General features: G+C 69.4%; 19 protein-coding genes and 2 tRNA genes. 4 read left to right on the top strand and 17 right to left on the bottom strand.

Annotated features, from left to right (window positions below):
* Positions 1-25: 25 nt before the first annotated feature.
* On the bottom strand, positions 26-400 hold the full coding sequence (locus tag AB0B57_RS07195; protein WP_357066189.1) for a YciI family protein: 375 nt from the start codon (positions 398-400) through the stop codon (positions 26-28).
* 104 nt (positions 401-504) lie between these two features.
* Positions 505-1,479 carry a DUF6461 domain-containing protein gene (locus AB0B57_RS07190; protein ID WP_357066187.1) on the bottom strand — a complete coding sequence of 325 codons (975 nt, stop codon included), beginning with the start codon at positions 1,477-1,479 and terminating at the stop codon, positions 505-507.
* A gap of 135 nt (positions 1,480-1,614) precedes the next feature.
* On the opposite strand from AB0B57_RS07190, the gene AB0B57_RS07185 reads away from it, so the two are divergent.
* Positions 1,615-2,052: a DUF4259 domain-containing protein gene (locus tag AB0B57_RS07185; protein ID WP_357066184.1), complete on the top strand. Its 438-nt coding sequence runs from the start codon at positions 1,615-1,617 to the stop codon at positions 2,050-2,052.
* A gap of 33 nt (positions 2,053-2,085) precedes the next feature.
* On the opposite strand, the gene AB0B57_RS07180 is transcribed toward AB0B57_RS07185, so the two are convergent.
* The 3 genes from AB0B57_RS07180 to AB0B57_RS07170 all read right to left on the bottom strand — a co-directional run bounded on the left by AB0B57_RS07180 (position 2,086) and on the right by AB0B57_RS07170 (position 5,886).
* Positions 2,086-2,685 (bottom strand): hypothetical protein, encoded by a 600-nt coding sequence (locus AB0B57_RS07180; RefSeq protein WP_357066181.1) that lies wholly within the window; start codon positions 2,683-2,685, stop codon positions 2,086-2,088.
* 104 nt (positions 2,686-2,789) lie between these two features.
* On the bottom strand, positions 2,790-5,111 hold the full coding sequence (locus tag AB0B57_RS07175; RefSeq protein ID WP_357066178.1) for a hypothetical protein: 2,322 nt from the start codon (positions 5,109-5,111) through the stop codon (positions 2,790-2,792).
* Complete coding sequence (locus tag AB0B57_RS07170; RefSeq protein WP_357066175.1) at positions 5,104-5,886, bottom strand: hypothetical protein; 783 nt, start codon at positions 5,884-5,886, stop codon at positions 5,104-5,106. Before AB0B57_RS07170 ends, AB0B57_RS07175 begins: the two co-directional genes overlap by 8 nt.
* Before the next feature lie 642 nt (positions 5,887-6,528).
* Between AB0B57_RS07170 and AB0B57_RS07165 the strand changes: the two genes are divergently transcribed.
* Positions 6,529-6,906, top strand: a complete 378-nt coding sequence (locus AB0B57_RS07165) for a carboxymuconolactone decarboxylase family protein (RefSeq protein ID WP_357066172.1) — start codon at positions 6,529-6,531, stop codon at positions 6,904-6,906.
* A 496-nt stretch (positions 6,907-7,402) separates the two neighbouring features.
* Here the strand turns inward: AB0B57_RS07165 and AB0B57_RS07160 are convergent.
* From AB0B57_RS07160 to gyrB, 6 genes are all read right to left on the bottom strand, one after another.
* Positions 7,403-7,478: transfer RNA gene (locus tag AB0B57_RS07160), tRNA-Ala, on the bottom strand.
* A gap of 42 nt (positions 7,479-7,520) precedes the next feature.
* Complete coding sequence (locus AB0B57_RS07155; protein ID WP_209444550.1) at positions 7,521-7,649, bottom strand: DLW-39 family protein; 129 nt, start codon at positions 7,647-7,649, stop codon at positions 7,521-7,523.
* Positions 7,650-7,693: 44 nt separating this feature from the next.
* Positions 7,694-7,767, bottom strand: a tRNA-Ile gene (locus AB0B57_RS07150).
* Between the two features lie 150 nt (positions 7,768-7,917).
* Positions 7,918-8,829 (bottom strand): DUF3566 domain-containing protein, encoded by a 912-nt coding sequence (locus tag AB0B57_RS07145; RefSeq protein WP_357066169.1) that lies wholly within the window; start codon positions 8,827-8,829, stop codon positions 7,918-7,920.
* Positions 8,830-8,833: 4 nt separating this feature from the next.
* On the bottom strand, positions 8,834-12,550 hold the full coding sequence (gene gyrA / locus AB0B57_RS07140; protein WP_357066545.1) for an intein-containing DNA gyrase subunit A: 3,717 nt from the start codon (positions 12,548-12,550) through the stop codon (positions 8,834-8,836).
* Positions 12,551-12,743: 193 nt separating this feature from the next.
* Positions 12,744-14,690 (bottom strand): DNA topoisomerase (ATP-hydrolyzing) subunit B, encoded by a 1,947-nt coding sequence (gyrB, locus tag AB0B57_RS07135; RefSeq protein ID WP_357066166.1) that lies wholly within the window; start codon positions 14,688-14,690, stop codon positions 12,744-12,746.
* Positions 14,691-15,212: 522 nt separating this feature from the next.
* On the opposite strand from gyrB, the gene AB0B57_RS07130 reads away from it, so the two are divergent.
* Positions 15,213-15,767 (top strand): hypothetical protein, encoded by a 555-nt coding sequence (locus AB0B57_RS07130; protein WP_357066163.1) that lies wholly within the window; start codon positions 15,213-15,215, stop codon positions 15,765-15,767.
* On the opposite strand, the gene AB0B57_RS07125 is transcribed toward AB0B57_RS07130, so the two are convergent.
* Positions 15,752-16,267 (bottom strand): MarR family transcriptional regulator, encoded by a 516-nt coding sequence (locus AB0B57_RS07125; RefSeq protein WP_357066160.1) that lies wholly within the window; start codon positions 16,265-16,267, stop codon positions 15,752-15,754. The two genes, AB0B57_RS07130 and AB0B57_RS07125, sit on opposite strands and share 16 nt — an antisense overlap.
* Positions 16,268-16,384: 117 nt before the next feature.
* On the opposite strand from AB0B57_RS07125, the gene AB0B57_RS07120 reads away from it, so the two are divergent.
* Positions 16,385-16,612 (top strand): hypothetical protein, encoded by a 228-nt coding sequence (locus AB0B57_RS07120; protein WP_357066157.1) that lies wholly within the window; start codon positions 16,385-16,387, stop codon positions 16,610-16,612.
* Between the two features lie 10 nt (positions 16,613-16,622).
* On the opposite strand, the gene AB0B57_RS07115 is transcribed toward AB0B57_RS07120, so the two are convergent.
* The 5 genes from AB0B57_RS07115 to dnaA all read right to left on the bottom strand — a co-directional run bounded on the left by AB0B57_RS07115 (position 16,623) and on the right by dnaA (position 23,023).
* A complete protein-coding gene (locus tag AB0B57_RS07115) occupies positions 16,623-17,234 on the bottom strand; it encodes a DciA family protein (protein ID WP_357066154.1) in 612 nt (203 codons plus the stop codon).
* The gene (recF, locus tag AB0B57_RS07110) at positions 17,224-18,357 is read right to left on the bottom strand and encodes a DNA replication/repair protein RecF (RefSeq protein WP_357066151.1); all 1,134 of its coding nucleotides are present in this window, start codon (positions 18,355-18,357) and stop codon (positions 17,224-17,226) included. Before recF ends, AB0B57_RS07115 begins: the two co-directional genes overlap by 11 nt.
* Positions 18,358-18,373: 16 nt before the next feature.
* Positions 18,374-19,249, bottom strand: a complete 876-nt coding sequence (gene gnd, locus AB0B57_RS07105) for a phosphogluconate dehydrogenase (NAD(+)-dependent, decarboxylating) (protein WP_357066148.1) — start codon at positions 19,247-19,249, stop codon at positions 18,374-18,376.
* A gap of 40 nt (positions 19,250-19,289) precedes the next feature.
* The gene (dnaN, locus tag AB0B57_RS07100; RefSeq protein ID WP_357066144.1) at positions 19,290-20,423 is read right to left on the bottom strand and encodes a DNA polymerase III subunit beta; all 1,134 of its coding nucleotides are present in this window, start codon (positions 20,421-20,423) and stop codon (positions 19,290-19,292) included.
* 773 nt (positions 20,424-21,196) lie between these two features.
* Positions 21,197-23,023, bottom strand: coding sequence for a chromosomal replication initiator protein DnaA (dnaA, locus tag AB0B57_RS07095; protein ID WP_357066141.1), 1,827 nt, complete (start codon positions 23,021-23,023; stop codon positions 21,197-21,199).
* Positions 23,024-23,487 lie beyond the last annotated feature (464 nt).

Here is a 23,487-nt window from a genome sequence, read left to right as displayed (position 1 = left end):
CTTCCTGGTCACCGGTGTGCTGATCTCACCCCCGACTGTCGGCCTCGCGGAGCAGCGCCTCTGTTTCGGGGTCAGGCATGAGCTCCCGGACCTCCTGCGGGCAGCGGCAGGCGACGGCGAGCTTGGCAGCCCACGTCAGCGCCTCCTCGCGCGTGGCCACGTCGACGACCGAGAACCCGCCGATGACCTCCCTGGTCTCCGGGAAAGGGCCGTCGGTGACCGTTCCGTCCGTGGCCACGACACTCGCCTGCTGCCGCTCGAGTCCGCCGCCGTACACCCACACGCCGGCGTTCACGGCCTCTTGGATCACCGCGTGCGCCGCCTTGCCCACGTCGGGCATCTCCTCGGCGGGGATGGGATCCATCGCGCCGTCATTGAACGAGATCAGGTACCGCGTCATCGATGACTCCCTTGTCCCGGAGGCCTCTTCCGGCCGCCCTCGCCTGTTCTACGAACGACCCATCTCGGATTCGACATCTCGGCTCGGTCAGGTTGGCGAGGAGGTCAGCTCTCCCGCACCAGGCGGTACAGGTCCCGGCGGAACACCGGCCAGTCGTCGGCGACCGCGTACCGAACGGCGTTCAGCGCTTCGACGGCCGCTACTCCCTTGCCCGTCGCCGCGTACAGGGCGTGGACGGCACTGGAGCAGGTTCGCACGTCGGTGCCCTGCGCCCTGAGGTGGCCGATCCTCAACCGGGTCTCCTCGTCCAGGGTCAGGCCCCGCTCGACGGCCTCCACCGCCTGCCTCGCCAGATCGTCATCGCCAAAGGTGAACCGCGTCGTCACCGCCCGCACGGCAAGCGCCAACGCCGCCCGCCGCACCCGCTCCGGCGCGGCCCGCAGTCGCGCGTCGAGATCGGGCTCGTCGTGACCAAAGTTCGAGGGCGGTCGCGGGTCCGGCGGGAACGCCCCAAGCCGCACCGTCACCCACGGCCCGGCCTGCGGATCCGGCCCCTCGTCGCCCATCCACTCCGCCGGCAGCCGCACGCCGGTACGCCGCTCGACGAACGCCATCGCCGCGGACGTCACATACTCGGTGCCCTGCGCGGCGCACACGTCGTCCAGGTCGTCGGCGAACGCGGACGGGTCAGCACCGTGCCGCAGGTCCGGGTCGTTCATGTCCATCCAGGCGAGCACCCTGCCGTACACCGCGTACGAGACGCCGCCGTTGCCGTTGATGGTCCACTCGACCGTGTGCACCCGCACCCCGTCGCTGAGCCAGCGCAGCACCTCAGGCCGGCTCAGCGCGCAGCCGTTGTCCTGAAACACCACCACATGAGGGCCGATCTGAGCCAGGTCGGCGATCTCGCCCGAATGGTCGTCACCCGGCTCGACACGCCTGGCCCGCAGGCGTTCGATCACTCCGTCGACAGTGGCCTCGGCACTCGCCGGCTGAACCACCGCCCAGCTCAGCCCCTCGGCGAGCCAGTCCCGATCAGCCAGGAAATCGTCGTAGTAGCGCACGGCGTCCGACACCATCCGAACACGGTACGGCGATCACCGTCGGTCGGCGGTCCCGCCCGGGGGCCGCGTCGGCTTCAGGCCTGTTCAGCCCCTTGCGTCCGCCCCCGCTTGGCTTCATGATCCGATCACCGGAACATCGAGGAGGAACACATGGGCGCCTGGGGTGACGGCCCGTTCGACAACGACAGCGCCGCCGACTGGTGCGGTGAACTCCACGATGCCGATCCGTCTACGCGGGCGGCAATGGTCCGCGCTGCCCTGACAACTGCGGCACTCAACACCGACTACCTCGACTACGACGATGCCGCCTCGGCCATCGCCGCGGCAGCGATCGTGGCGTCCCAGCTGCCCGGCGGCGACCCGATAACCTCGTCGTACGCGCCGGACTTCCTGCTCGCCGGCGAATCCCTCGACCTGGACGACCTGGCACAGCTGGCAGTCCAGGCACTCGACCGGGTCGTCGGCGACGACTCGGAGTGGCGGAGCCTGTGGGGCGAGGCGGGAGACGGTGAGTTCCCGCAGATCAACAAACTCCGCGCAGTGCTGACCGGTCCGCCCGAACTGCCCGGCCAGATCGCGCTGGTCTAGACCGCTGCCTCGGCCGTACTTCCCGAAATCGGACTAACCGCGACGATCTGGCCTGGCCTCACGTACCCACTTGTCGAAATCGTCAACGGTGCGCGCTCTGTGGTCGAGCACAGCCGTGTAGATGTCCCAGCTCCGCACCTGCTGGCCGTACTCCGCTCGACCGGCCCACGCGTCCTTGATCGTCAGGATCGCCTCGCGGCTCGAAGCGGTCAGCCGTTGCGGCAGCGTCCGTAGGTGCTCCAGGTCGGGCTGGCGTTCTGGCTCGTTGACGAACCAGATATCGACCGACCACATCTCGCCGAGGTGGCTGGCGCACCGCACTCGCAGATACAGGCCGTCGGGATAGGCAGGGTCGATGTTCCAGCGACCGGTGTCGTTGCGGAAAGTAACCTCACGTACTCGCTGATGTGTCGCGATCCGTGCGCCAGTCACCGCCACAGCCTCAGCGTCGAGCCGGGGAGAGACCACGGTGAGGTCAAGATCGCGCCACACCATCAGGCCGAGCGCGGCGCTGCCGACGCAGACAACCTCGCCATGGGCGGAGAGGTGAGCGTCCAGGCCAAGGTCGTCACGCACCTCCAACGCCTCGCTCTGCAGCTCGTCCTGTCGGCGCAGCAACTCGCTCATTCGCATCCGGGCGATGATGCCAGGCTCTGGCCGCATCCCCGCGGCTGCGGACCAGCCCGCCGTACGGTACGGCGGGCCGATCCTGCGCCGCACGCCACTGGTACGTGACGCTACGACTTCTTCTTCCCGGCGGCCCCACCGCTGCCACCGGTCTTGGTGCTCTTCGTGCTCTTCGTGCTCTTCGTCGACGTGGTGGTGCCCTTGGCCGTCGGCTTGGCGGTGGCCGTCTTCCCCTTCGCCTTCTGCTGGTCCTGGTAGGCCTTCGCCTGCGCCTTGGCGTACGCGTCCCAACGAGCCGCCTCGTCCTTACGGCGCTGCTCGGCCTCACGTTTCTCCGCCGCACGCTTCTGCTCGGCCGCCCGGAACTCACGGTCGTCCTTGGCCTTGGACGCCTTGAGAACCTTGTCAGCCTTCTTGCTCTCCGCCTTCGCCTTCACCTTCTGCTGCGCGCGAAGCTCCTTGTCGGCGGCGAACTCGCGCGCGTCCTTGGCCCGGGCCGCCTCGACCGCTCTTCCTGCCGCCTGCTGCGTCTCCCACTGCGCCGACTTGGCCTTCGCGTACGAGTCCCACCGGGCAACCTCGTCGTTGCGGCGCTGGGCGGCCTTGTCCTCGTTGATCGCCTGCTCGAACAGTTGACGTCTCGCCTTGCCGAACTCGGGTGAGATGAGGGGGACTGAGCCATCCTCGTACGACGGGTCGCCGCCCTGGTAGAACTGATACTTCTCGATTTGTTCGGCCCGCGTGCTCGGGTCCTTTAAGGATTCCTGGAGGTATTTGAGGCTTTCCCGCTCCCGTTGGTCCTGCACCCCCTGAAGCGCGGCGAAGGCCTCCGGGTCCTGCTGCTCCAACCATTGCAAAGCGACGATTTCCAGTCCCATCCCGGTCGCGCCGGACCCGCCGCGCAGGCCGCCAAGGCGCTTCGCCAGGGCGGCGGCCCCGCCGGGCTTGGCGGCGGTGGTCGCGGGGGTGCCCGCATTGTCAGGAGTGCGCTGCGCACCATTGCCGCCCGACCCCTTCGGGCCGTCGGTCCTGGGCCGGGTCTTGGCCGGCGGGTCGTCCGGTGGGTCGCCGTTGCCCTTCTTGCCCTGGGCGGAATTTACCGGTGCGTTGTGGGTGGCGTGAGCCTTGTCCCGAGTTCGGGCGATATCGTCGCGCGCGCGCTGCTCAGCCTTGCGTACCTTCGCCTCAAGCTCATCAGCCTTCCGCGCGGCGATGGTGGCCTCGGTCGTGGCCTTCTTGAGCGGCCCCCGAACCTGCTCCGACTGTTGGCGTGCCTTCTCGACGCGCCGCTCTTCCTTCGCCACCGCCCGCGGGTCGTCCTTGGCCCGAGCCGCCGCCAAGCGCTGCTCGGCTTGGCGTACCGCCCGCTCGGCCCGGTCGGCGACCCGCTGTGCGCCGTCGGCGGCGCGGCTCGCCGTGGTGGCCGCCTTCCTGGCGCCGTGAGCCTTTTGCTTGACCTCCACACCAGCCGCGGCGACGTACGCCTGGTTGTACCGCTGCGCCACCCGATCGGCCTGCTGGGCCCTTGCCGCGGACCGGGTCGCCTCCTTCCGCGCTGCCTTGGCGTCCCGACCGTCCGTCCTGCTCTGCTGGCGGGCCTCGGAGGATCCCGCCGTCCGAGCCTGCTCCGTTGATCGGCGCGCCTGTTCCTCGGCCCTGGCCGCCCGGACCGCAGCCTGCTCAGCGGTTGCCCGAGCCCGGGCGGCGTCCTGGATCGCGGTCGTCGCCCTCGCCGCGTCCTGCTGGGCCTTCTTGGCCGCCCGCAGGGTCGACGCATTCACCCGACCCAGGCGACGACGCTCGTCGGCCCGGGCCTGGCGGAGCCGCTCGGCGTGCCGGGCGGCGGTGATCGCCAGCGTCACGGCCAACACCCCACTGCGGACCGGTACCGCGCTGGACTGTCCCCCCTGCATGCCCAGCCCGGGCTTGGGAACGGCAGTCCCGGCCTTGGGCAGCTGACTGGCAGCCTTACCGAGATTGTCGGCGGCCTTGCTCAGGTCGTTTCCGGCCCGTACGCCGTCCTTCGGGATGACCTGATTCTGCTTTCCGCGACGGGCTTTCCGCTCGTCTTCCTCCCGCTGGGCGGGAGTCCGCCGATCGACCGAGTTGTCCTCGTAGTACCTCGGCGGATCGAGCTGATCCTCCCAGTGGTGCGCCGGTGGCCTCGGCCGGTACCGGTCCACCTGACCTTCGCGGGCGTCCAACTCCGGTCGGTCGAACGGGAGGCCTTCCCACTTCCCGGTCGCCGGGTTGTAGACGACCCTCGCTCCCCACCGATCAGGTTCAGGCTCGCTGCTGGCCACGTACCGCAGGTCGTCGGGCTGCCCGGCTCGCGGCTGCGACTGGACCGCCCCGCCGACCAGTCCGGCTGCCAGGGCGGCGGAGAGCAGGACGGACATGGTCAGTCGGCTGGTCCTTGTCGTCTCAGCCACCGAAAGCTCCGTCACCAGCACCCGGGCCGCCGGCCCGGACCAATCGGGACCCGTCGAGGTTAGGGCGCGCTCCGGGCCCGCCGGGTCGTGCCTGCCACACCGAGCGGGGGTACGCGGGCCGCACGCGGTCGTGGCACCACTGGATCGGGGCGCGGTCCTTCAGGCTCTGTTCCTTCAGGTGCGTTGGGCGGACGTGCACGACCTGGTCCCTGACGTCCTGCACCCGGGGTTGGTGGTTCTTACCTGCCGCAGTTTCGGTGACCCGGCAGATGGCCCGAGCGGTTCGTCCCTGGTCGACCGCCTTGCAGGCATGCCCGAAGCTACGGCCGAACGCGAGACGGCTCGGCACCCAACCCCTGGTCCGGTCCACCGATTCGGCACGACGCTTGTTCCGGTCGACCGGCTCGCCACGACGCTTGTTCTGGTCCACCGATTCGGTGCGGCGCTTGTTCTGGTCCACCAGCGCGAAACGGTCCTTGTGCTGGTCCACCGATTCGGCGCGACGCTTGTTCTGCTTCACCGGCGCGAAACGGCGCTTCTTCTGGTCGACCGCGATGGCGGGCGTGCCGTTGTCGGTGGCGTTCTTGGCAGCGGCGCCACTGCCGACGGGCTGGCGCGGCGGATCCTGCCGGACAGGTGTGGTGGTGGACGGCTGCTCGGCGATCGGCGCTCTGGTGACCGGAATGTCGACCGCGACGGCAGCGGGAGATCCCGCGGTGGCGGTCGCGGAACCCGCTCGGTCATTCGTGCCGACCCAGGCCACGGCGCCGCTCACGAGTGCCACCGCCAGGATGAGTCCGGCCCAGCCCCAGGTCCGTGGTTGCCACCGCCACCTGGCCGGCGCGTTCGCCGGTGGCGACACGGCCGGGCGCCTGGCTGGTGATTTACGTCGTCGGGTCACGGATCCTCCTCGTTCGCAGCTCGCGACGGCGAAATTCGCTTGTTTCGCAGCGAGCAACCTTGAGAAGAAGCCAACGCGGTCACCGATTTCCCAACAAGGTGAACAGCCGGTCGGGACAATCCCGACCAGGCTCGCGACCAGCCTCGTACGCGCTGCCCAGCACCCCCGGGACAGACTGGGACTGTCCCGTACGGGACAGCGCCCAACGGGGTGGGCGGGGTACGCGAAGGGTGAGCAGGGCTTGGCACTCTCCAGATCGAACCCCCGGAGTCCCCAGCGTGCGGCAGCCGCGACCGAGATCAACCAAGGGAAGTGCTGGTGGAGCCCAGGGGACTCGGACCCCTAACCCCTGCCTTGCAAAGGCGGCTCGATGCGGTGGATGCTCACTGATCGATGTCGGCGTCTGGCGTTGGACGCGACACCGGTTTTCCGGAACGGCCGACCGAACGCCGGGGTGGACGCGATGCTGGAACCGAACGGCAGTCGATCGGCTGACACCTGCGGAGGTGACAACGCATGCCCGACGATCCCCGATACCAGCAGGCCCTCGACACCGCGGAGCGCCTCCTCGGCCAACCGTTGACCCTGCCGCTGGCCGACGGGGAACCCGCGGTCGGTCAGGACTTCCGGCGGCTGGCGACCGAGCACACCTTCGGCGACTCGTGGCCGCGACCGGGCCTGGACCTGCGGAGCCGCTGCCTGATCTCGGTGGCCGTCGCGGCGGCGCTGGGCACCCACGAGCCGCTGCGGGGGCAGTTACGCATCGCGCTGACGTCCGGCGTGACCAAGGAGGAGATCGTCGAGCTCTTCATCCACCTGGAGGCGTACGCCGGGGCGGCCCGGGCGTTCGACAGCTACCAGGTGGCCGCGGCGGTCTTCGGCGAGCACCTCTGACGACGCTGCCAGCACCCGTCAACGACCTGTCGTTCTGCGGCGGCCCTCCGGGCTCCCCGCTCTCCGCGCCAGCGCCCGGGCATCAGGCGTGCCGGCCGCAGAGCGACAGCGGCCGGCGCGCGCCCTGGCGGCGGCGCGGCCGGCCCGTCGAGGGCCGCCTTGATGTTGCGCAGCAACTTCCGCCGCCAGGTCTGGCGGCCGTCACTCGTCCGCGCTGGGCTCCTCGGCCAGGTCGTCGAGGTCGGCCCGTTTCAGTTCTGCGCCACTTGGTCTGACCGTGAGGATGTGGAGTGGTCGGCGGAGTTCACGACCGAGCGGAAAGCCGTCGACTGTGTGGCGACCAAGGCGGCCGGCGGGCTGCGGTTCCACGATCAACGAGTCGGTGCGCAGGGTCTTCGGCGGCTCTGCTGACGATCCGCTGACGACCAAAAATGATCGTCGATCCGAGGTGGGGTCAGCGGGGGAGAAGAACAGGCCGTGACCTGCCCGGATGATGTGGTGGAGCCCAGGGGACTCGAACCCCTAACCCCTGCCTTGCAAAGGCAGTGCTCTGCCAGTTGAGCTAGGGCCCCGTGGACGACCGTGGCGCCGATCGCTCGGCGCCGGGCCGGACCTCAGCGCAGGTCGGGCGCGGTGGTCGCCTCGTGCCAGAGGGCACGCTCATCGTTCGAGGCCTTGATCTTGTTGAACACGACGGCGGCCACGCCGACGACGCCAGCCAGAATCAGCAGCTTCTTGAACATTGGGGCGACCCCTCGTGCTCGACTAACGTCGGACGACCGTGCGGTGGGGCTAGATGGAATCGAACCATCGACCTCAGAGTTATCAGCTCTGCGCTCTAACCGACTGAGCTATAGCCCCGCGTTGCGACGAGCAAGATTAACCCATCCGCTGGGCCCACCCCAAATCGGGGTCCGGACCAACGAGCCGGGCCGTCGACGCCTGCAAAAACTACCTGAGTACGGGACGCCGGAGCGACCGCTTTCCGCGGTGCCCCGGCGTCCCGGTCGTTCAGTCCCGCTCGGCGAGCGTCAGCTCGATCCCGCCGACCAGGTCGGCGCAGACGTTGTAGACGAACGCCCCCAGCGTGGCCAGCGCGGTGAACAGCACCACGTTGACCAGACCGATCAGCGCCGAGCTGAGGATCACGCCCTTGGCGGTGATCTGGAAGCTGCTGGTGCTCTGCCCACCACCGGCGTTGACCAGGTCGCCCAGGCTGTCGTTGACGCTCTTGAACACGCCCATCGCGTCCAGTGCCAGGTAGAGCACCGAGGTGGCGACCACCACGACGATGAAGAGCACCACCGAGACGGCGAATGCGAACTTCATCACCGACCACGGGTCGATCCGCTTCAGGTTCAGCCGCGCCCGACGCGGCCCGCGGGACGCCGCCGAGCTGACCGACGAACGCGCCGCCCGCACCGCGTCACCGACACGGGCAGCCCCGACGGCGGACGGGTTACCGATCCCCGGCGGCAGGCCACCCCCGCTGGCCGGGCGGCCGGCAGCGGAGGTACGCGTCGCATCCGACGGCGGCTGCGTCATGCCGGGCATGATCCGCGGCTGGGTGCCGGTGGTCCCGCTCGACGCCGCCTGACCCGGCCGCACGTTGATCGGCTGGGTGGTCGCCGGACGGGCCGAGGGCGCCGCCGCCGAACCCGGAGGCGTGGCGACGGCGGACGTCGGCGCCTCGGCACCGGACGCCTCCGTCTTGTCACCCGAACCAGCGTCATCACTGCCGGGCTCCGGCGGGGGTGTCATACCCGGGGCCCTCGTGAACTTCGGGGCAGGCGCGTCGGCGGGGACCGTTGCCCGGCCTACGGCCGCGCGGCCAGTCGCTGGTGTGCCGCCCTTGGCGGCCTCCTCGTCGACCGGGTTGGCCGAGGTCCCCGTGTTCCCCGACTTCGCCTGTGTCTCCGTCATTCAACTAGTCCTGTTCGTCAGGCTCGTCGGCATTGCGAGCAATCGCCACGATAGTCACGCCGTCCGGGAGGTCCATCAGCTTGACCCCCATTGTGTTCCGGTCACGCGTACGGCGTACAGGCTTCACCGGAGTCCGAATGACACCACCGTTGCTGGTGATCGCGAACAACTCGTCGTCCGGATCGATCACCACCGCGCCAACCAGACCACCGCGCCGTTCGGTGATCTTCGCAGTCAACACGCCTTTACCTCCCCGGCCCTGCACCGGGTATTCCTCGATCGGGGTCCGCTTCGCGTATCCCCCGTTCGTGGCCACCAGAACGTCCAGTCCCTCCCGCACGACCTCCATGGCGAGCAGGACGTCGTCGTCCGTGAAGCGCATGCCGATCACACCCGAGGTGGCCCGACCCATCGGCCGCAACGCCTCGTCCGAGGCGTTGAACCGGATCGCCTGTGCCTTCTTCGAGACCAGCAGCAGGTCGTTCTCCGGCGCAACCAGCGCAGCACCGACCAGCTCGTCCTCATCGCGCAGGTTGATCGCGATGATGCCGCCGGAACGGTTGGAGTCGAACTCCTCGAGCCGCGTCTTCTTCACCAGGCCGTTCTTCGTGGCCAGTACCAGATAGGGGGCTACCTGGTAGTTCGGGATCTCAATGATCTGCGCTATCTGCTCGTCGGGTAGGAAGGCGAGCAGGTTGGCCACGTGTTGGCCCTTGGCTACCCTACTGGCCTCCGGCAACTCGTACGCCTTGGCCCGGTACACACGGCCCTTGTTCGTCAGGAACAGGATCCAGTCGTGCGTCGAGCAGACGAAGAAGTGGCTGACGATGTCGTCCTGCCGCAGCGTAGCGCCACTGACGCCCTTACCCCCGCGTCGCTGCGAGCGGTAGAGGTCGACCTTGGTCCGCTTGGCGTACCCGGTCCGGGTGATCGTGACGACCACATCCTCGCGGGCGATGAGGTCCTCCATCGAGACCTCGCCGTCGAACGGGATGATCTGCGTCCGGCGCTCGTCGCCCCACTTGGTGACGATCTCGCCCAGCTCCTCCGAGACGATCTTCCGCTGCCGCTCAGGCTTGGCGAGGATGTCCTTGAGGTCGGCGATCTCGATCTCGAGTTTCGCCAGGTCGTCGATGATCCGCTGCCGCTCCAGGGCGGCGAGCCGGCGCAGCTGCATGTCCAGGATCGCGGTCGCCTGGATTTCGTCGATCTCCAGCAGCCGGATCAGGCCCTGCCGAGCGTCGTCCACGGTCGGCGAACGCCGGATCAGCGCGATCACCTCGTCCAGCGCGTCCAGCGCCTTGCCCAGACCGCGCAGGATGTGCGCCCGCTCCTCGGCCTTGCGCAGCCGGAACGCGGTCCGCCGACGGATCACGTCGATCTGGTGCTCGACGTAGTAGCGGAGGAACTGGGCCAGGTTGAGCGTGCGCGGCACCCCGTCGACCAGGGCCAACATGTTGGCGCCGAAGGTCTCCTGGAGCTGGGTGTGCTTGTAGAGGTTGTTCAGCACGACCTTCGCGACCGCGTCGCGCTTGAGCACCAGCACGATCCGCATGCCGGTACGCCCGGAGGACTCGTCACGGATGTCCGCGATCCCGGCGAGCTTGCCCTCCTTGATCAGCTCGGCGATCCGCTCGGCGAGGTTGTCCGGGTTGACCTGGTAGGGCAGCTCGCTGACGACCAGGCAGGGGCGACCCCGCTTGTCCTCCTCGACCTCCACCACGGCACGCATCCGGATCGAGCCACGACCCGTGCGGTACGCGTCCTGGATCGCGGTCGTGCCGACGATCAGACCGTGCGTCGGGAAGTCCGGGCCCTTGACGATGCCGAGCAGCGCCTCGAGGGTGGTCTCCTCGTCCTCCTCCGGGTGCTCCAGGCACCACTGCACCGCCGCGCCGATCTCCCGCAGGTTGTGCGGCGGAATCTTGGTGGCCATGCCGACCGCGATGCCCTCGGAGCCGTTCACCAGCAGGTTGGGGATCCGCGACGGCAGGATCGTGGGCTCCTTGGCCCGACCGTCGTAGTTGTCCTGCAGGTCGACGGTGTCCTCGTCGATGTCCCGCAGCATCTCCATGGCCAGCGGGTCGAGCTTGCACTCAGTGTTGTGGCTGACGAACCCGTCCGAGACGAACGAGTGGTCATCGGTGTCGACCCGGACGCTGTAGACCGACTGCACGCCGGCGTCCGTGATCTGCGCCACCTCGGCGTAGTAGAACCGACCGTCGACCAACGGCTCGACCACGTCGAGCACCTCGGTGTTGGTGATCCGGGCGGCGATCTCGTCGCGGTCGCGCTCCCACCGCTCCACCCGGTCCACGTTGTGCCGACGCAGCCAGTCCCGCTCGGTCCAGCGCTGCGCGCCGTGCTCGCGGATGAACTCGCCGACCAGCGGCACGTGGTCGCTGGAGAGCGCGGTGCTGCTCGCCGGCACCTGGGCCAGCTCCGCCTCCAGCTTGGCCTGCTTGCGACCGAGGAAGCCGACGTGCGCGGCGAAGATCCGGGCGTCCCGCCGGTTGGTCACCACGACCTTGATCTCGCCGTCGTCGTAGCGGGTCTGCCGGCTGATCACACCGAACTCCAGCAGCAACTGCTGGACCTCGCGGGCCAACCGCTCACTGCGCGTGGAGTACGAGACCTGGATGGTGTTGCGCGGCAGCAGCGAGGACGAGCCGTCGCCCTCGAAGAGCGCCTGGAGGAAGGCCCGCTTGATCGCGGCCGGACCCTGCCAGACGAACTCGGGAACGAACTTCGCGGCGCTACGGGCGCCGACCAGGTCGCCCAGGACGGACCCAGCGAAATCGGAGGTCCAGCCCCGCAGCTTGTGCAGAGTCTTGCCGGTGACCGTTGTCTCGGTGCCGACCCAGCGTCGACCGCCCACGGCAAGGTCGTAGGCCGCGAGGACCCGAACGAAGAACTCCCGGTCGCAGTTGTCAAACCCGACCCGGTCAGCAGAGGTCCAGCCCTCACTAACGTAAGCGCCAGCCAGCACCGCTGCCTCGACGTGCTCCAGCATCGGGTAGCCGATCTCGTCCGGCACCGAGCGCTGGAGCACCACCCGGTCGCCCGGGGAGATCTCGGCCAGCAGCTTCCACAGCAGGGTCGGCACGCCGGCCACGTCCACCAGGCAGAGCACCGGGTGGTTGTGGGTGCCGGTCAGCTCGTACCCCTCGCGGGTGCGCAGCCGCAGCGTCGGGTGCTCGCCGGAGTGGAAGAACTTGCTGGCGCGGACCAGGTCGCCGTTGCGGTCGCGGACCTTGAGGTCGATGTCGGTCTCGCTGGACGGTGCCGCGTCCGGCACGACGTCGCCGATCCGCACACTGCCGTCGGCGGTGCGAATCCGGACATCTCCGGTGACGCAGTAACGCATCGCCGCAGCCGGATCGTTACCCGGCGAGCCGAAGTTGCCGTTGCCGTCGACCAGCGGATACCGCAGCGACCAGGACTGCGCCATGCGGACCAGCGCGTCGTAGATGGCCGAGTCGCCGTGCGGGTGGAACTGGCCCATCACGTCGCCGACGACCCGGGAGCACTTCACGTAGCCGCGGTCCGGACGGTAGCCGGAGTCGAACATCGCGTAGAGGATCTTGCGGTGGACCGGCTTGAGCCCGTCCCGCACGTCCGGCAGCGCACGCCCGACGATGACGCTCATCGCGTAGTCGAGGTAGGAGCGCTGCATCTCCACCTCGAGCCCGACCGGTTCGATCCGGTCGTGTGCGACCACGGCGGCGATGGCCTCGGCGGGGACCTCGGGCTCGTTAGGTGTGGACTCGGGAGAATCGGTCACTGTATACCCTTATCAGACTCAGAGTCGTTTTCGTGCTGTGGATAACCGCTGTGGATACCGGCCAAGCTGTGGATAACTCTGTGGACCGGCGGAGCGGCGGGGCACTGCCCGGCCGCTCCGCCACGGTCTGTCAGATGTCCAGGAACCGGACGTCCTTGGCGTTGCGCTGGATGAACGACCGGCGGGCTTCGACGTCCTCACCCATCAGCACGCTGAACAACTCGTCGGCGGTTGCCGCGTCGTCGAGAGTGACCTGACGCAGGGTACGCGTCGCCGGGTTCATCGTGGTTTCCCACAGCTCGGGATAGTTCATCTCGCCGAGGCCCTTGAAGCGCTGGATGTCGTCCGGCTTGGCGTTCGGCTTCTTCTGCTGGCGCAGCGCGATCAGCCCGTCCCGCTCGCGGTCGGAGTAGGCGTACTGCGCGTCGTCGCCCTTCTTGTTCCACTTGATCTTGTAGAGCGGCGGGGCGGCCAGGTAGACGTTGCCCATCTCGACGAGCGGCCGCATGAAGCGGAACAGCAGGGTGAGCAGCAGCGTCTGGATGTGCTGGCCGTCGACGTCGGCGTCGGCCATCAGCACCACCTTGTGGTACCGCAGCTTCTCCATGTCGAAGTCGTCGTGGATGCCGGTGCCCAGCGCGGTGATCAGCGCCTGGACCTCGTTGTTCTTCAGCACCCGGTCGATCCGGGCCTTCTCCACGTTGAGGATCTTGCCGCGGATCGGCAGGATCGCCTGGGTCCGCGGGTCGCGGCCCTGCTTGGCCGAGCCGCCGGCCGAGTCGCCCTCGACGATGAACACCTCGGACTCGCGCGGGTCGGTGGACTGGCAGTCGGCCAGCTTGCCCGGCATCGAGCCGGACTCCAGCAGCGACTTGCGCCGGGCCAGCTTGCGCGCCTGCTGCGCGGCGATCCGGGCCCGCGCCGCCTGGGAGGCCTTCGTGATGATCATCTTGGCCTCGGCCGGGTTGCGGTCGAACCAGTCGACAAGCCGGTCGTTGCAGACCCGCTGCACGAAGCTCTTCACCGGGGTGTTGCCGAGCTTGGTCTTGGTCTGACCCTCGAACTGCGGGTTGGCCAGCTTGACCGAGATGATCGCCGCGAGCCCTTCGCGGATGTCCTCGCCGGAGAGCTTCTCGTCGCCCTTGAGCAGCTTCTTGTCGGTGCCGTACCGGTTGACCACGCTGGTCAGCGCGGACCGGAAGCCCTCCTCGTGGGTGCCGCCCTCGTGGGTGTTGATCGTGTTGGCGAAGGTGTAGACCGACTCGCCGTACGACTCGTTCCACTGCATGGCGATCTCAAGCGACATGCCCTCCTCCTCGGCGCCGAACTCGACCACGGTCTTGTGGATCGGGCTCTTCGAGGCGTTGAGGTGTCGGACGAAGTCGGCGATGCCGCCCTCGTAGTAGAAGGTGACCTCGCGCTGGCGGCCGTCCTCCTCCTCGGCCACCCGCTCGTCGAGCAGGTGGATGCGCAGGGCGCGGTTGAGGAAGGCCATCTCCTGCAGGCGTCGGTAGATGGTCTGGAAGTCGAAGTCGACGGTCTCGAACACGTCGGGGTCGGGCCAGAAGGAGACCGCCGAGCCGGTGCGGTCGGTGGGCTCGCCCTTCTCCAGTGGGCTCGGCTTCGAGTTGGTGTAGTGCTGCCGCCACACGGAACCGGACTTGTGGATCTCGACGAACATCTTGGTGGAGAGCGCGTTCACCACGGACACACCGACGCCGTGCAGGCCGCCGGAGACCGCGTACGCCTTGCCGTCGAACTTGCCACCCGCGTGCAGGATGGTCAGCGCGACCTCGACGCCCGGCTTCTTGAGCTTCGGGTGGAGGTCGACCGGGAAACCTCGGCCGTTGTCGGTGACCCGGACGCCGCCGTCGGCGAGCAGCACCACGTCGATGGTGTCGCAGTATCCGGCGAGCGCCTCGTCGACAGCGTTGTCGACAACTTCCCAGACGAGGTGGTGCAGACCGCGCTCACCGGTGGACCCGATGTACATACCGGGCCGCTTGCGGACCGCCTCCAGACCCTCAAGAACGGTGATCGACTCTGCGCCGTACTCCTGCTTGTCCTGCGCTGCCACCCTCGGCCACTTTCTCGCGTCAGCCACGCCGGTAGGGCGCGTCGGGCGCGGGTTCGGCGGACATGACGCGACGTCGGCGCGTGGACCGGTGCCGGAGACCTCCGGACAGCGGGTCGAACGCGCCGGTCGCCGCGGTTGCCCGCGGATCGCGATCGGCTCGACCCGACGTGGAGAATGAATCTGGGGCCACCCGGCCCCGTCGCTCTCCCACACCGGGTCTTCGTCTCGCTGTCAATCCTACTGTGCGCGGGGGACAGAACCACCACTCGGCACCCTCAGAGAGGCTGCTGAGAAGTCCGTAGCCGGCAGAACCCCGTTGCCCGCGACTCCCCCCACACGCCAGGGTCCGATCGCACGCGCCGCCCCCGGACGGGTTGACCCGCGCTCGGGCGGGTCGGGGGTCGCGGCCGAAGCGTCCGTGCCGTACGTTTGCGGCGCCCCGGAACCAGGCTTGATCTTTACCGGCCGGAACCGGGACGATCGACTCGATCGACCCGACACGTGCTCTCTAAGAGGTGACAGATGGGGCTGGACAACGTCGCGGTGCACTGGCCGCGGACCGGCCGCTTCTACGATCCGGTCGCGCCGGCCGAGTTCGTCGACTTCGGCGAGATCGTCGACGTGCCGCGCATCTCCGCGCCGACGGCGGCGCTGGCCGAGCTGATCGCGAAGACCGGCACCATCCGGGCGACCGCGTACACCGAGTTGGTGGATCTCCTTCTCGGCCTCGAAGGTGTGTTGTACGCCACAGATGCCGCGGCCGAGGACGAGGATCCGGTGATCGACCCGGACGGCTGCTCCTGGATCGCCAGTGGCATCGAGCGGTTCGTGGCCGGGCACCGCGCGTACGGCGAGGCGGTGACCTTCGAGTCGGTGAGCACGGTGCTGCGCTCGTTGCTCGGCGACGGCAGGTTGGCCGAGCAGCAGCTGCGGTGGTTGGAGAGCCGGCTCGACGCGCTGCGCGACGAGCGCGGCGACCCGCCGCAGTGGAACTTCACCTGCGCCGAGCTGGGCGTGCTGGCCGCGTTCTACCGGCGCTGCGCCGAGCGCGGCTTCGCCGTCTACGCCGACGCCTGACCCGCCGACGCCTGACCCGCCGCGTCGGTCTCTGCCACCCTCTGGTCGCTGCCCGGTCGGTTGGCTGCGGCGATCACCTGGGTGAGCACCGCGTGCAGGTGTTGCAGGTCGGCGACGGGCAGCCCGAGTCGCTGCACGATCGCGGCCGGGATCAGCTCCGCCTGGTCGCGCAGCGCGGCGCCGCTGGCGGTGAGGGTGACGGCGAGGCTGCGCTCGTCGCTGGGGTCGCGTTCCCGGCGCAGGTAGCCGGCGGCTTCGAGTCGCTTGAGCAGGGGTGAGAGCGTGCCCGGGTCGAGCTGCAACAGGCGGCTGAGCTCACGGCCGGACAGCGGCGCGTGCTGCCAGAGCGCCAACATCACCAGGTACTGCGGATGGGTCAGCCCCATGGGTTCGAGGAGTGGCCGGTAGACGGCCACCACGCTGCGCGCGGCCACCGAGAGGGCGAAGCAGACCTGCTGCTCCAACGCCAACGGGTCGACGCGATCGGGTCGTTCGGTCATCGGTTGCCCTTACCAAGCACGGTGACTACTCTACCGATCGTTGGTGTACCAACCATTGGTGCCCCAATCGCTCGCTCGTTCGGCGGGCGGACGACGCGCGGCGGAAGAGGGCGGCAGATGAGTGAGGACGGCGCGACCACCAGGGCCCCGGGCGAGGGCGGCCGACTCCTGAGCTGGGCGTTCCGGCACCTCGCCGGGCCGGCCGACGGTGTCAAAGGTGCGGTGCAGGGCGGCTCGGCCGAGGCCCGCGAGGCGTGGAAGCGCGACCTGGCCGAGCGCAAGCGCTTCACCCGGGAGCAGCGCGAGCGCAAACGAGCGGCCCGCGAGGCCGACCGACGGCGCTGAGGGGGCCGGCTCAGCCGTACGTGTCGCGGGGGCCCCGGCCGCGTACCCGGCGTGGCCCCTTCCCCCAGGAGGGCGCGGCCGGGCCGTGGATGTGCAGCTTGCGCACCACGTTGTGGCCGACCTCGCTGGCGATCTGCTTGAGCAGCGAGCCGGCGAGCAGGCGCAGCTGGGTCGCCCAGGCCGTCGAGCGTGCCTCCACGGTCAGCTCGCCGTTCTCCAGTTTGACCGGGCGGCTGTTCTGCGCCACCTCCGCGCCGACCACGCGCTCCCAGGCGCCGAACACGGTGGCCTCGGCGGCCGGCTGCTGCCAGCCACGCGCCTTCACCAGCCGGTTCAGCACGGCGCTGAGCGGCTGCGGGTCGCGCGGGTCGGGGCCCGGGCCGGAGTAGCCGCGCAGCCGCCGCCCCGATCCGCCGGCCGCGTCGCCGCCGGCGCCACCCGGGGTACGTCGGGCTCGGGCCGCCGCCTGCCGCCGGGACAGCGCCGCGTCGAGCACCGCCCGCGCCAGCTCCGGCCCGGCGGGCGCCGACTCACCGCCGGTCGCTTCCGACCCGGGGGTACGCGCGGCTGCCGCGTCACCCTTACCCGTCTCCGGTCCTTTGGGGCGTGGCTCATCCGACACGGCGTACCGTCCCTTCGCCAACCTGGTAGCGGGTCCCGCGCAGGGCCGCCGGCACGTCGTCGTCCACCGCGCAGGTGACAAGCAGTTGGCTCGCCCCGCCGACCAACTCCGCCAGGCGCTCCCGGCGGCCGGTGTCCAACTCGGCGAAGACGTCGTCGAGCACCAGCACCGGCTCGATGCCGTCGGCGCGCAGCAGGTCGTACCCGGCCAGTCGCAGCGCGAGCGCGAACGACCACGACTCGCCGTGGCTGGCGTACCCCTTGGCGGGCAGTGGCCCGAGGGTCAGCGCCAGCTCGTCGCGGTGCGGGCCGACCAGGGTGGTGCCCCGTTCGATCTCGGCGGAACGGGACGCGGCCAGGGCCGCCGTCAGGGCCTCGGCCAACGCAGCCCGGTCGGTGGTCGGCTCGGCCAGCTCGATCGAGGGCCGGTAGGCGATGCTCGCCGCGCCCCGACCGGCGGCCACCGCGTCGTAGGCCTTGGCGACGTGCGGGGTGAGCGCGGCAACCAGTTCCAGGCGGCCGGCGAGCAGCTCCGCGCCGTGCTGGGCCAGGTGGGTGTCCCAGACGGCGAGGGTGCCGAGGTCGCCGCCGCGGGACCCGCCGGTCTTGCGAGCCAGGTACGCGGTGCGCAGCAGGGCGTTGCGCTGCTTGACCACCCGCTCGTAGTCGGCCCGCACACCCGCGAACCGGGGCTGCCGGTTGACCAGCAGGTCGTCCAGGTAGCGGCGGCGCTCGGACGGGTCGCCCCGGACCAACTCGAGGTCTTCCGGGGCGAAGAGCACGAGTCGCAGGGCGCCGAGCACGTCCCGGGCCCGCCGCGCCGGTGAGCGGCCCAGCCGGGCCCGGTTGGCCTTGCCGGGCACGATCTCCAACTCGACCAGGAGCTCCCGGCCGTCGTGCACCACCGCGCAGCGGATCACCGCGGCGGTGGCGCCCATCCGGACCAGCGGCGCGTCGGTGGCGACCCGGTGTGAGTCCAGAGTCGCCACGTAGCCCAGCGCCTCGACGAGGTTCGTCTTGCCGACGCCGTTGGGGCCGGTCAGGACGTTCGCCCCCGGCTGGAGGTCGACGGCCACCCGCTCGTACGAGCGGAAGTCGACAAGTTCCAGTCGGTGGACATACACAGGGTGTGGATACCGCTCAGCGCTTGTGGACGGCGTGGCCACCGAACTGCTGGCGCAGCGCGGAGACGGCCTTCATGGCGGGCGAGTCGTCGTCCTGCCGCGAATTGAACCGGGCGAACAGCGAGGCGGTGATGACGTTGAGCGGCACCGCCAGGCGGACCGCCTCGTCGACGGTCCAGCGACCCTCGCCGGTGTCCTCGGTGTAGGCGCTGAGGTCAGCCAGCTCCGGGTCCTCGTCGAGCGCCCGGTCGAGCAGGTCGAGCAGCCAGGAGCGGACGACGGTGCCCTCGCGCCAGGACTTGATGACCCCGGGCACGTTCGTCACCAGCTCGGAGGCGGTCATCAGCTCGAAGCCCTCGGCGTAGGCGTGCATGAGGCCGTACTCGATGCCGTTGTGCACCATCTTCGAGTAGTGCCCGGCACCGACCGGCCCGGCGTGCACGAAGCCGAACTCGCCCTCCGGCTTGAGCGCGTTGAAGATCGGCATCAGCCGGTCGACGTGCTCCTGGGAGCCGCCGACCATCAGCCCGTAGCCGTTCTGCCGGCCCCAGACGCCACCGGAGACGCCGACGTCGAGGTAGCCGATGCCCAACTCGTTGAGCCGCTCGGCCCGGGGCGCGTCGTCGCTGAAGCGGGAGTTGCCGCCGTCGATGATGATGTCGCCCTCGCCGAGCACCTCGGCGAGGGAGTCGATGGTGGCGTCGGTGACACCGGCGGGCACCATGACCCAGACCACGCGCGGCGACTCGAGCTTCTCTGCCAGGCCCGCGATGGTCGGGACGTCGCTCAGCTGCGCGTTGTGGTCGAAACCGACAACGTCGTGACCGGCCGCGCGCAACCGCTCCCGCATGTTGCCGCCCATCCGGCCGAGTCCTACAAGGCCGAGCTGCATGTGTTTCTACCTCCGTGGATCTGGGTGTTGCTGGGCGCGATCAGCGCGAGACGCGGATCGGCATGATGAGGTACCGGTACCCCGGAATTACCTCTCCATCCTCGCCGGCGGGTGAGATCACCGCGGGCTTGAAGGCGTCGACGAACGAGAGCACGGCGGTCTGGGACCCCAGGTTGGCCAGGCCGTCGATGAGGTACTGCGGGTTGAAGCCGATGGTCAGCGCGTCGCCGGTGAAGGTGGCCTCCATGGCCTCGCTGGCCCGCGCCTCCTCGGAACCGCCGGCCTCGACCACCAGGCCGTCGGCGCTGAAGCTCAGCAGCACCGGAGTGGCCCGCTCGGCGACCAACGCGACCCGCTTGACCACCTCGATCAGGGTGCTGACCGGCACCCGGGCGGCGGCGTTGTGGGTGGCCGGGAAGAGCGAGCGCACCGGCGGGTAGTTGGCGCCGTCGAGCAGGCGGCTGGTGGTGCGCCGGGTGCCGCCGGCCAGACCGACCATGCCCTCGCCGGCAGCGCCCTGGGCGAGGGCGAGCGTGACCTCGCCGCCCAGCGGGCCGAGGGCCTTGGCGGTGTCGTTCAGGGTGCGGGCGGGCACCAGGGCGTTGATGCTGACGTCGGGGTCGTCCGGCTGCCACTGGATCTCGCGCAGCGCCAGCCGGTATCGGTCGGTGGCGAGCATCGACAGCGTGTTGCCGGAGAGCTCGACGCGGACGCCGGTCATCATCGGCAGCGTCTCGTCCCGACCGGCCGCGATGGCCACCTGGGAGACCGCGGTGGCGAACGCGGCGGCGTCGACCGTGCCGGCGCTCTGCGGCATCTCGGGCAGCGCCGGATAGTCCTCCACCGGCATGGTGGGCAGGGTGAACCGGGCGCTGCCGCAGACCAACTCGAGGTGGGCGCCGACCGCGGCGATGTCGACCGGCTTGGCCGGCAACGCCTTGGTGATCTCGGCGAGCAGGCGGCCGGAGACGAGCGCGGCGCCGTCGGCGTCGCCCTGCACCTCGACTGTGACCTGGCTGGAGACCTCGTAGTCGAACCCGGAGACCCGCAGGTTGCCGTCGGTGACCCGGAGCATCACCCCGGCCAGCACCGGGACGGATGGCCGGTTGGGCAGGCTCTTCGCGGTCCAGGCCACGGCCTCAGCGAGCGCGTCGCGCTCCACTCGGAACTTCATCAATGCCTCCGCGTCGACGTCAGCGACAACTCTCTCATGCCGACCGCTGCCTACCGTCCCGCCCAACCGTGCGGGTACCCATCGCACCTTAGGGCGCGTCGGTATCGGCTGTGCGCCCGACCCCATGGTTCGTGTCGGTGCTGACCGGGTGATCGGGCAGCGCTCGGCACGATCCACAGAAAGCCCAACGGTGATGATTGGTTTTTGTTCTCTTAGAAGAGATAACTCATCGTCTTCATCGCACCTGTGCAAACTGTGGAAAACCCGCGTCTGCCCTGGTCAGACAGGTTATCTACAGGTGATTTAGCTGTGGAGAACCGGGGGTACAACTCGCTCGCCTGTCCACAGCCCGGTCTCGGCGCTCGGTTGTCCACCGTTGTCCACCGGTTGTCCACCGGTAATCCACCGACTTTCTCCCCAAGCCTGTGGACGACGATGAAGATCACCATTGCCGTCGTCCCCAGAACCTTCAACAGCTCGTACACAGGCCGACAGTCAGCGGTGGATAACGTGACGGTTGTCCCCAGGCGTCCACAGCTCCGTACACAGGGTTTCTCCACAGTCTGTGGGTAACCGGCGAAGGACGGACCGTAGTTATCCACCGACGGTGGACAACGAGCTGTGGACAACGAGTGGGAGTCGAGGCGGTCACGGCCTCCATGCTGTGGCCTACACCATGTCGAGAGTCCAGTCGGAGGGCCGAAAAAACGCCCGACCGGAGATCCGGGCGGGCGTTTCCTGGGCTGCGTGCCGCCTCGACGGCGGCGTACGCCTCAGCTGTTCTGCTTGATCCGGTTGGTCAGCTCGGCGATCTGGTTGTAGAGCGAGCGGCGTTCCGCCATCTGCTGCCGGATCTTCCGGTCGGCGTGCATCACCGTGGTGTGGTCCCGGCCACCAAAGGCCTGCCCGATCCGGGGCAGCGACAGCTCGGTCAGCTCCCGACACAGGTACATGGCCACCTGCCGGGCGTTGACGAGCACCCGGGACCTGGACTGGCCGCGCAGGTCCTCCAGGCTCACGCCGAAGTAGTCGGCCGTCGAGGCCATGATCTGGTCGGCGTTGATCTCCGGTCCGGCGCCGTCGGGCATGAAGTCCCGAAGCACCTCCTCGGCCAGTGACAGCTCGACCGTCGACCGGGTCAGGCTGGCGAACGCCGTCACCCGGATCAGCGCGCCCTCCAGCTCCCGGATCGAGTTCGACACCCGCGAGGCGATGAACTCCAACACGTCCGGCGGGGCGTACATCCGCTCCTGCGCCGCCTTCTTCTGCAGGATCGCGATCCGGGTCTCCAGATCGGGTGGCTGGATGTCGGCCAGCAGCCCCCACTCGAACCGGGTTCGCATCCGGTCCTCGAGGGTGGCGAGCTGACGCGGCGACCGGTCCGAGGTGATCACGATCTGCTTGTTGGCGTTGTGCAGGGTGTTGAAGGTGTGGAAGAACTCCTCCTGCGTACGCTCGCGGTTCTCCAGGAACTGGATGTCGTCGATCAGCAGGATGTCGACGTCGCGGTAGCGCCGCTGGAACGCGCTTGTCTTGTCGTCCCGCAGCGAGTTGATGAAGTCGTTGGTGAACTCCTCGGTCGAGACGTACCGGACCGAGCGGGCGTTGCCGAGTGTCGTGGCGTAGTGCCCGATGGCGTGCAGCAGGTGCGTCTTGCCCAACCCGGAGTGCCCGTAGATGAACAGCGGGTTGTACGCCTTCGCCGGTGACTCCGCCACCGCCACGCTCGCCGCGTGCGCGAACCGGTTGGACGAGCCGATGACGAACGTCTCGAACATGTACTTCGGGTTGAGCCGGTTGCCGCCGGTGTCGGCGCCGGGCAGCCGGCGGTCGTCGCGGCCACCCGTACGGTGGTCCACTGCGCTGCGACCCGGGCCGCTGTCCGTTCCGCTGTCGCGCGGCATCGCGCGGATCACGTGCTGGTCGCGCGGCGACCCCGAATCTTCCCGGTAGCGCGGCTCGTAGGGCCGGGTGTCCGGGCCCTGAGGGTCGAGGCGAGCGGCCTGCTCGTCGTAGCCCCGACGATCCGGCCCGGGGCGCGACGGCCGCATCGGTTCGGCGAACGCGGCGCTGAACAGCGCCTCCTGCCCGTCTCGGCTGGCGGGGATCATCCCGGGACGATGCGCGTCGACGCTCGGCGCGAGCGGCGGACCCGCGGGTGCGGGTGGCGCGACCGGCTCGGACGTCCGCGGCGCGTGGGTCTGCTCGGGGATCATCGTGTCGGCGTGCGCTCGTGCGCCGTGGTCGTCGAAGGGTGCGGCAGCCGGACCCTCGACGTCGAACGGGCTGGACTCCGGGGCGCTGCGGTAGACGGTGCCGGCCGGTCGACCCGTGGCGTCCTCGGCCACCCGCACGGTGACCGCGACCTGGATCGGACGACCGAGCCGCCGGGTGAGCGCCTCGGTGATCGCCGGGCGCAGCCGTGACTCGATGACGTCGCGGGTGAACGCGTCCGGCACGGAGAGCAGCGCGGTGTCCTCGACGATCGCCCGCAGCCGGGTCAGTCGGAGGTAGGCACGCTGCTGGGCAGAGATGATCTCGTCGGCTAGCTCGTCGGTCGCCGCTAACCACACTGCGGCAAGGTCGGTCGTACCGGCCACCGTCGTGCCACCCCCTCGCCTCTGCTCCCGGCCGCCGCTGTCTGCCAGCCGGCCATCCCGGGCCCGCCGCGTTCGCGGGTGGAACAACACCCCACCCGGACGGTCGACCGGTGGTCATCCACAAGTTATCCACAGCCTGTGTACCGACCGATTGTGGCCGCCGCCGGACGCGGGTGGCACCTGCCCCCTGCCTGACCGGGCGTTGAAGCGGGTTCACCGTGCCGAACGATTCACTACCTTGTCCGGTCTTGCCTGCGCGACGACCGGAGCTTCCGACGCTCACCGCAATCGGGCACGGTAACAGCGTTGTCCCTGCGCCATCAACCGGCGACGCGGTGACAGCCTTGTCGGCATCAGCGAAAACCACCCTTCGGCTCCGGGCGCGTCCTGTTGTCCGCTCCTCGGGGTGTTTGACGGCCATTGCCCCCCTGCGTAGGCTGGAACGGCTGCTTTCTCGCCCTCTG

Origin of the sequence: Micromonospora sp. NPDC049101 (assembly GCF_040648675.1) — a bacterium.
Classification (GTDB): domain Bacteria; phylum Actinomycetota; class Actinomycetes; order Mycobacteriales; family Micromonosporaceae; genus Micromonospora.
Note: the sequence above shows the minus strand (reverse complement) of the source record. Positions and strands in the feature narration are given on the sequence as shown.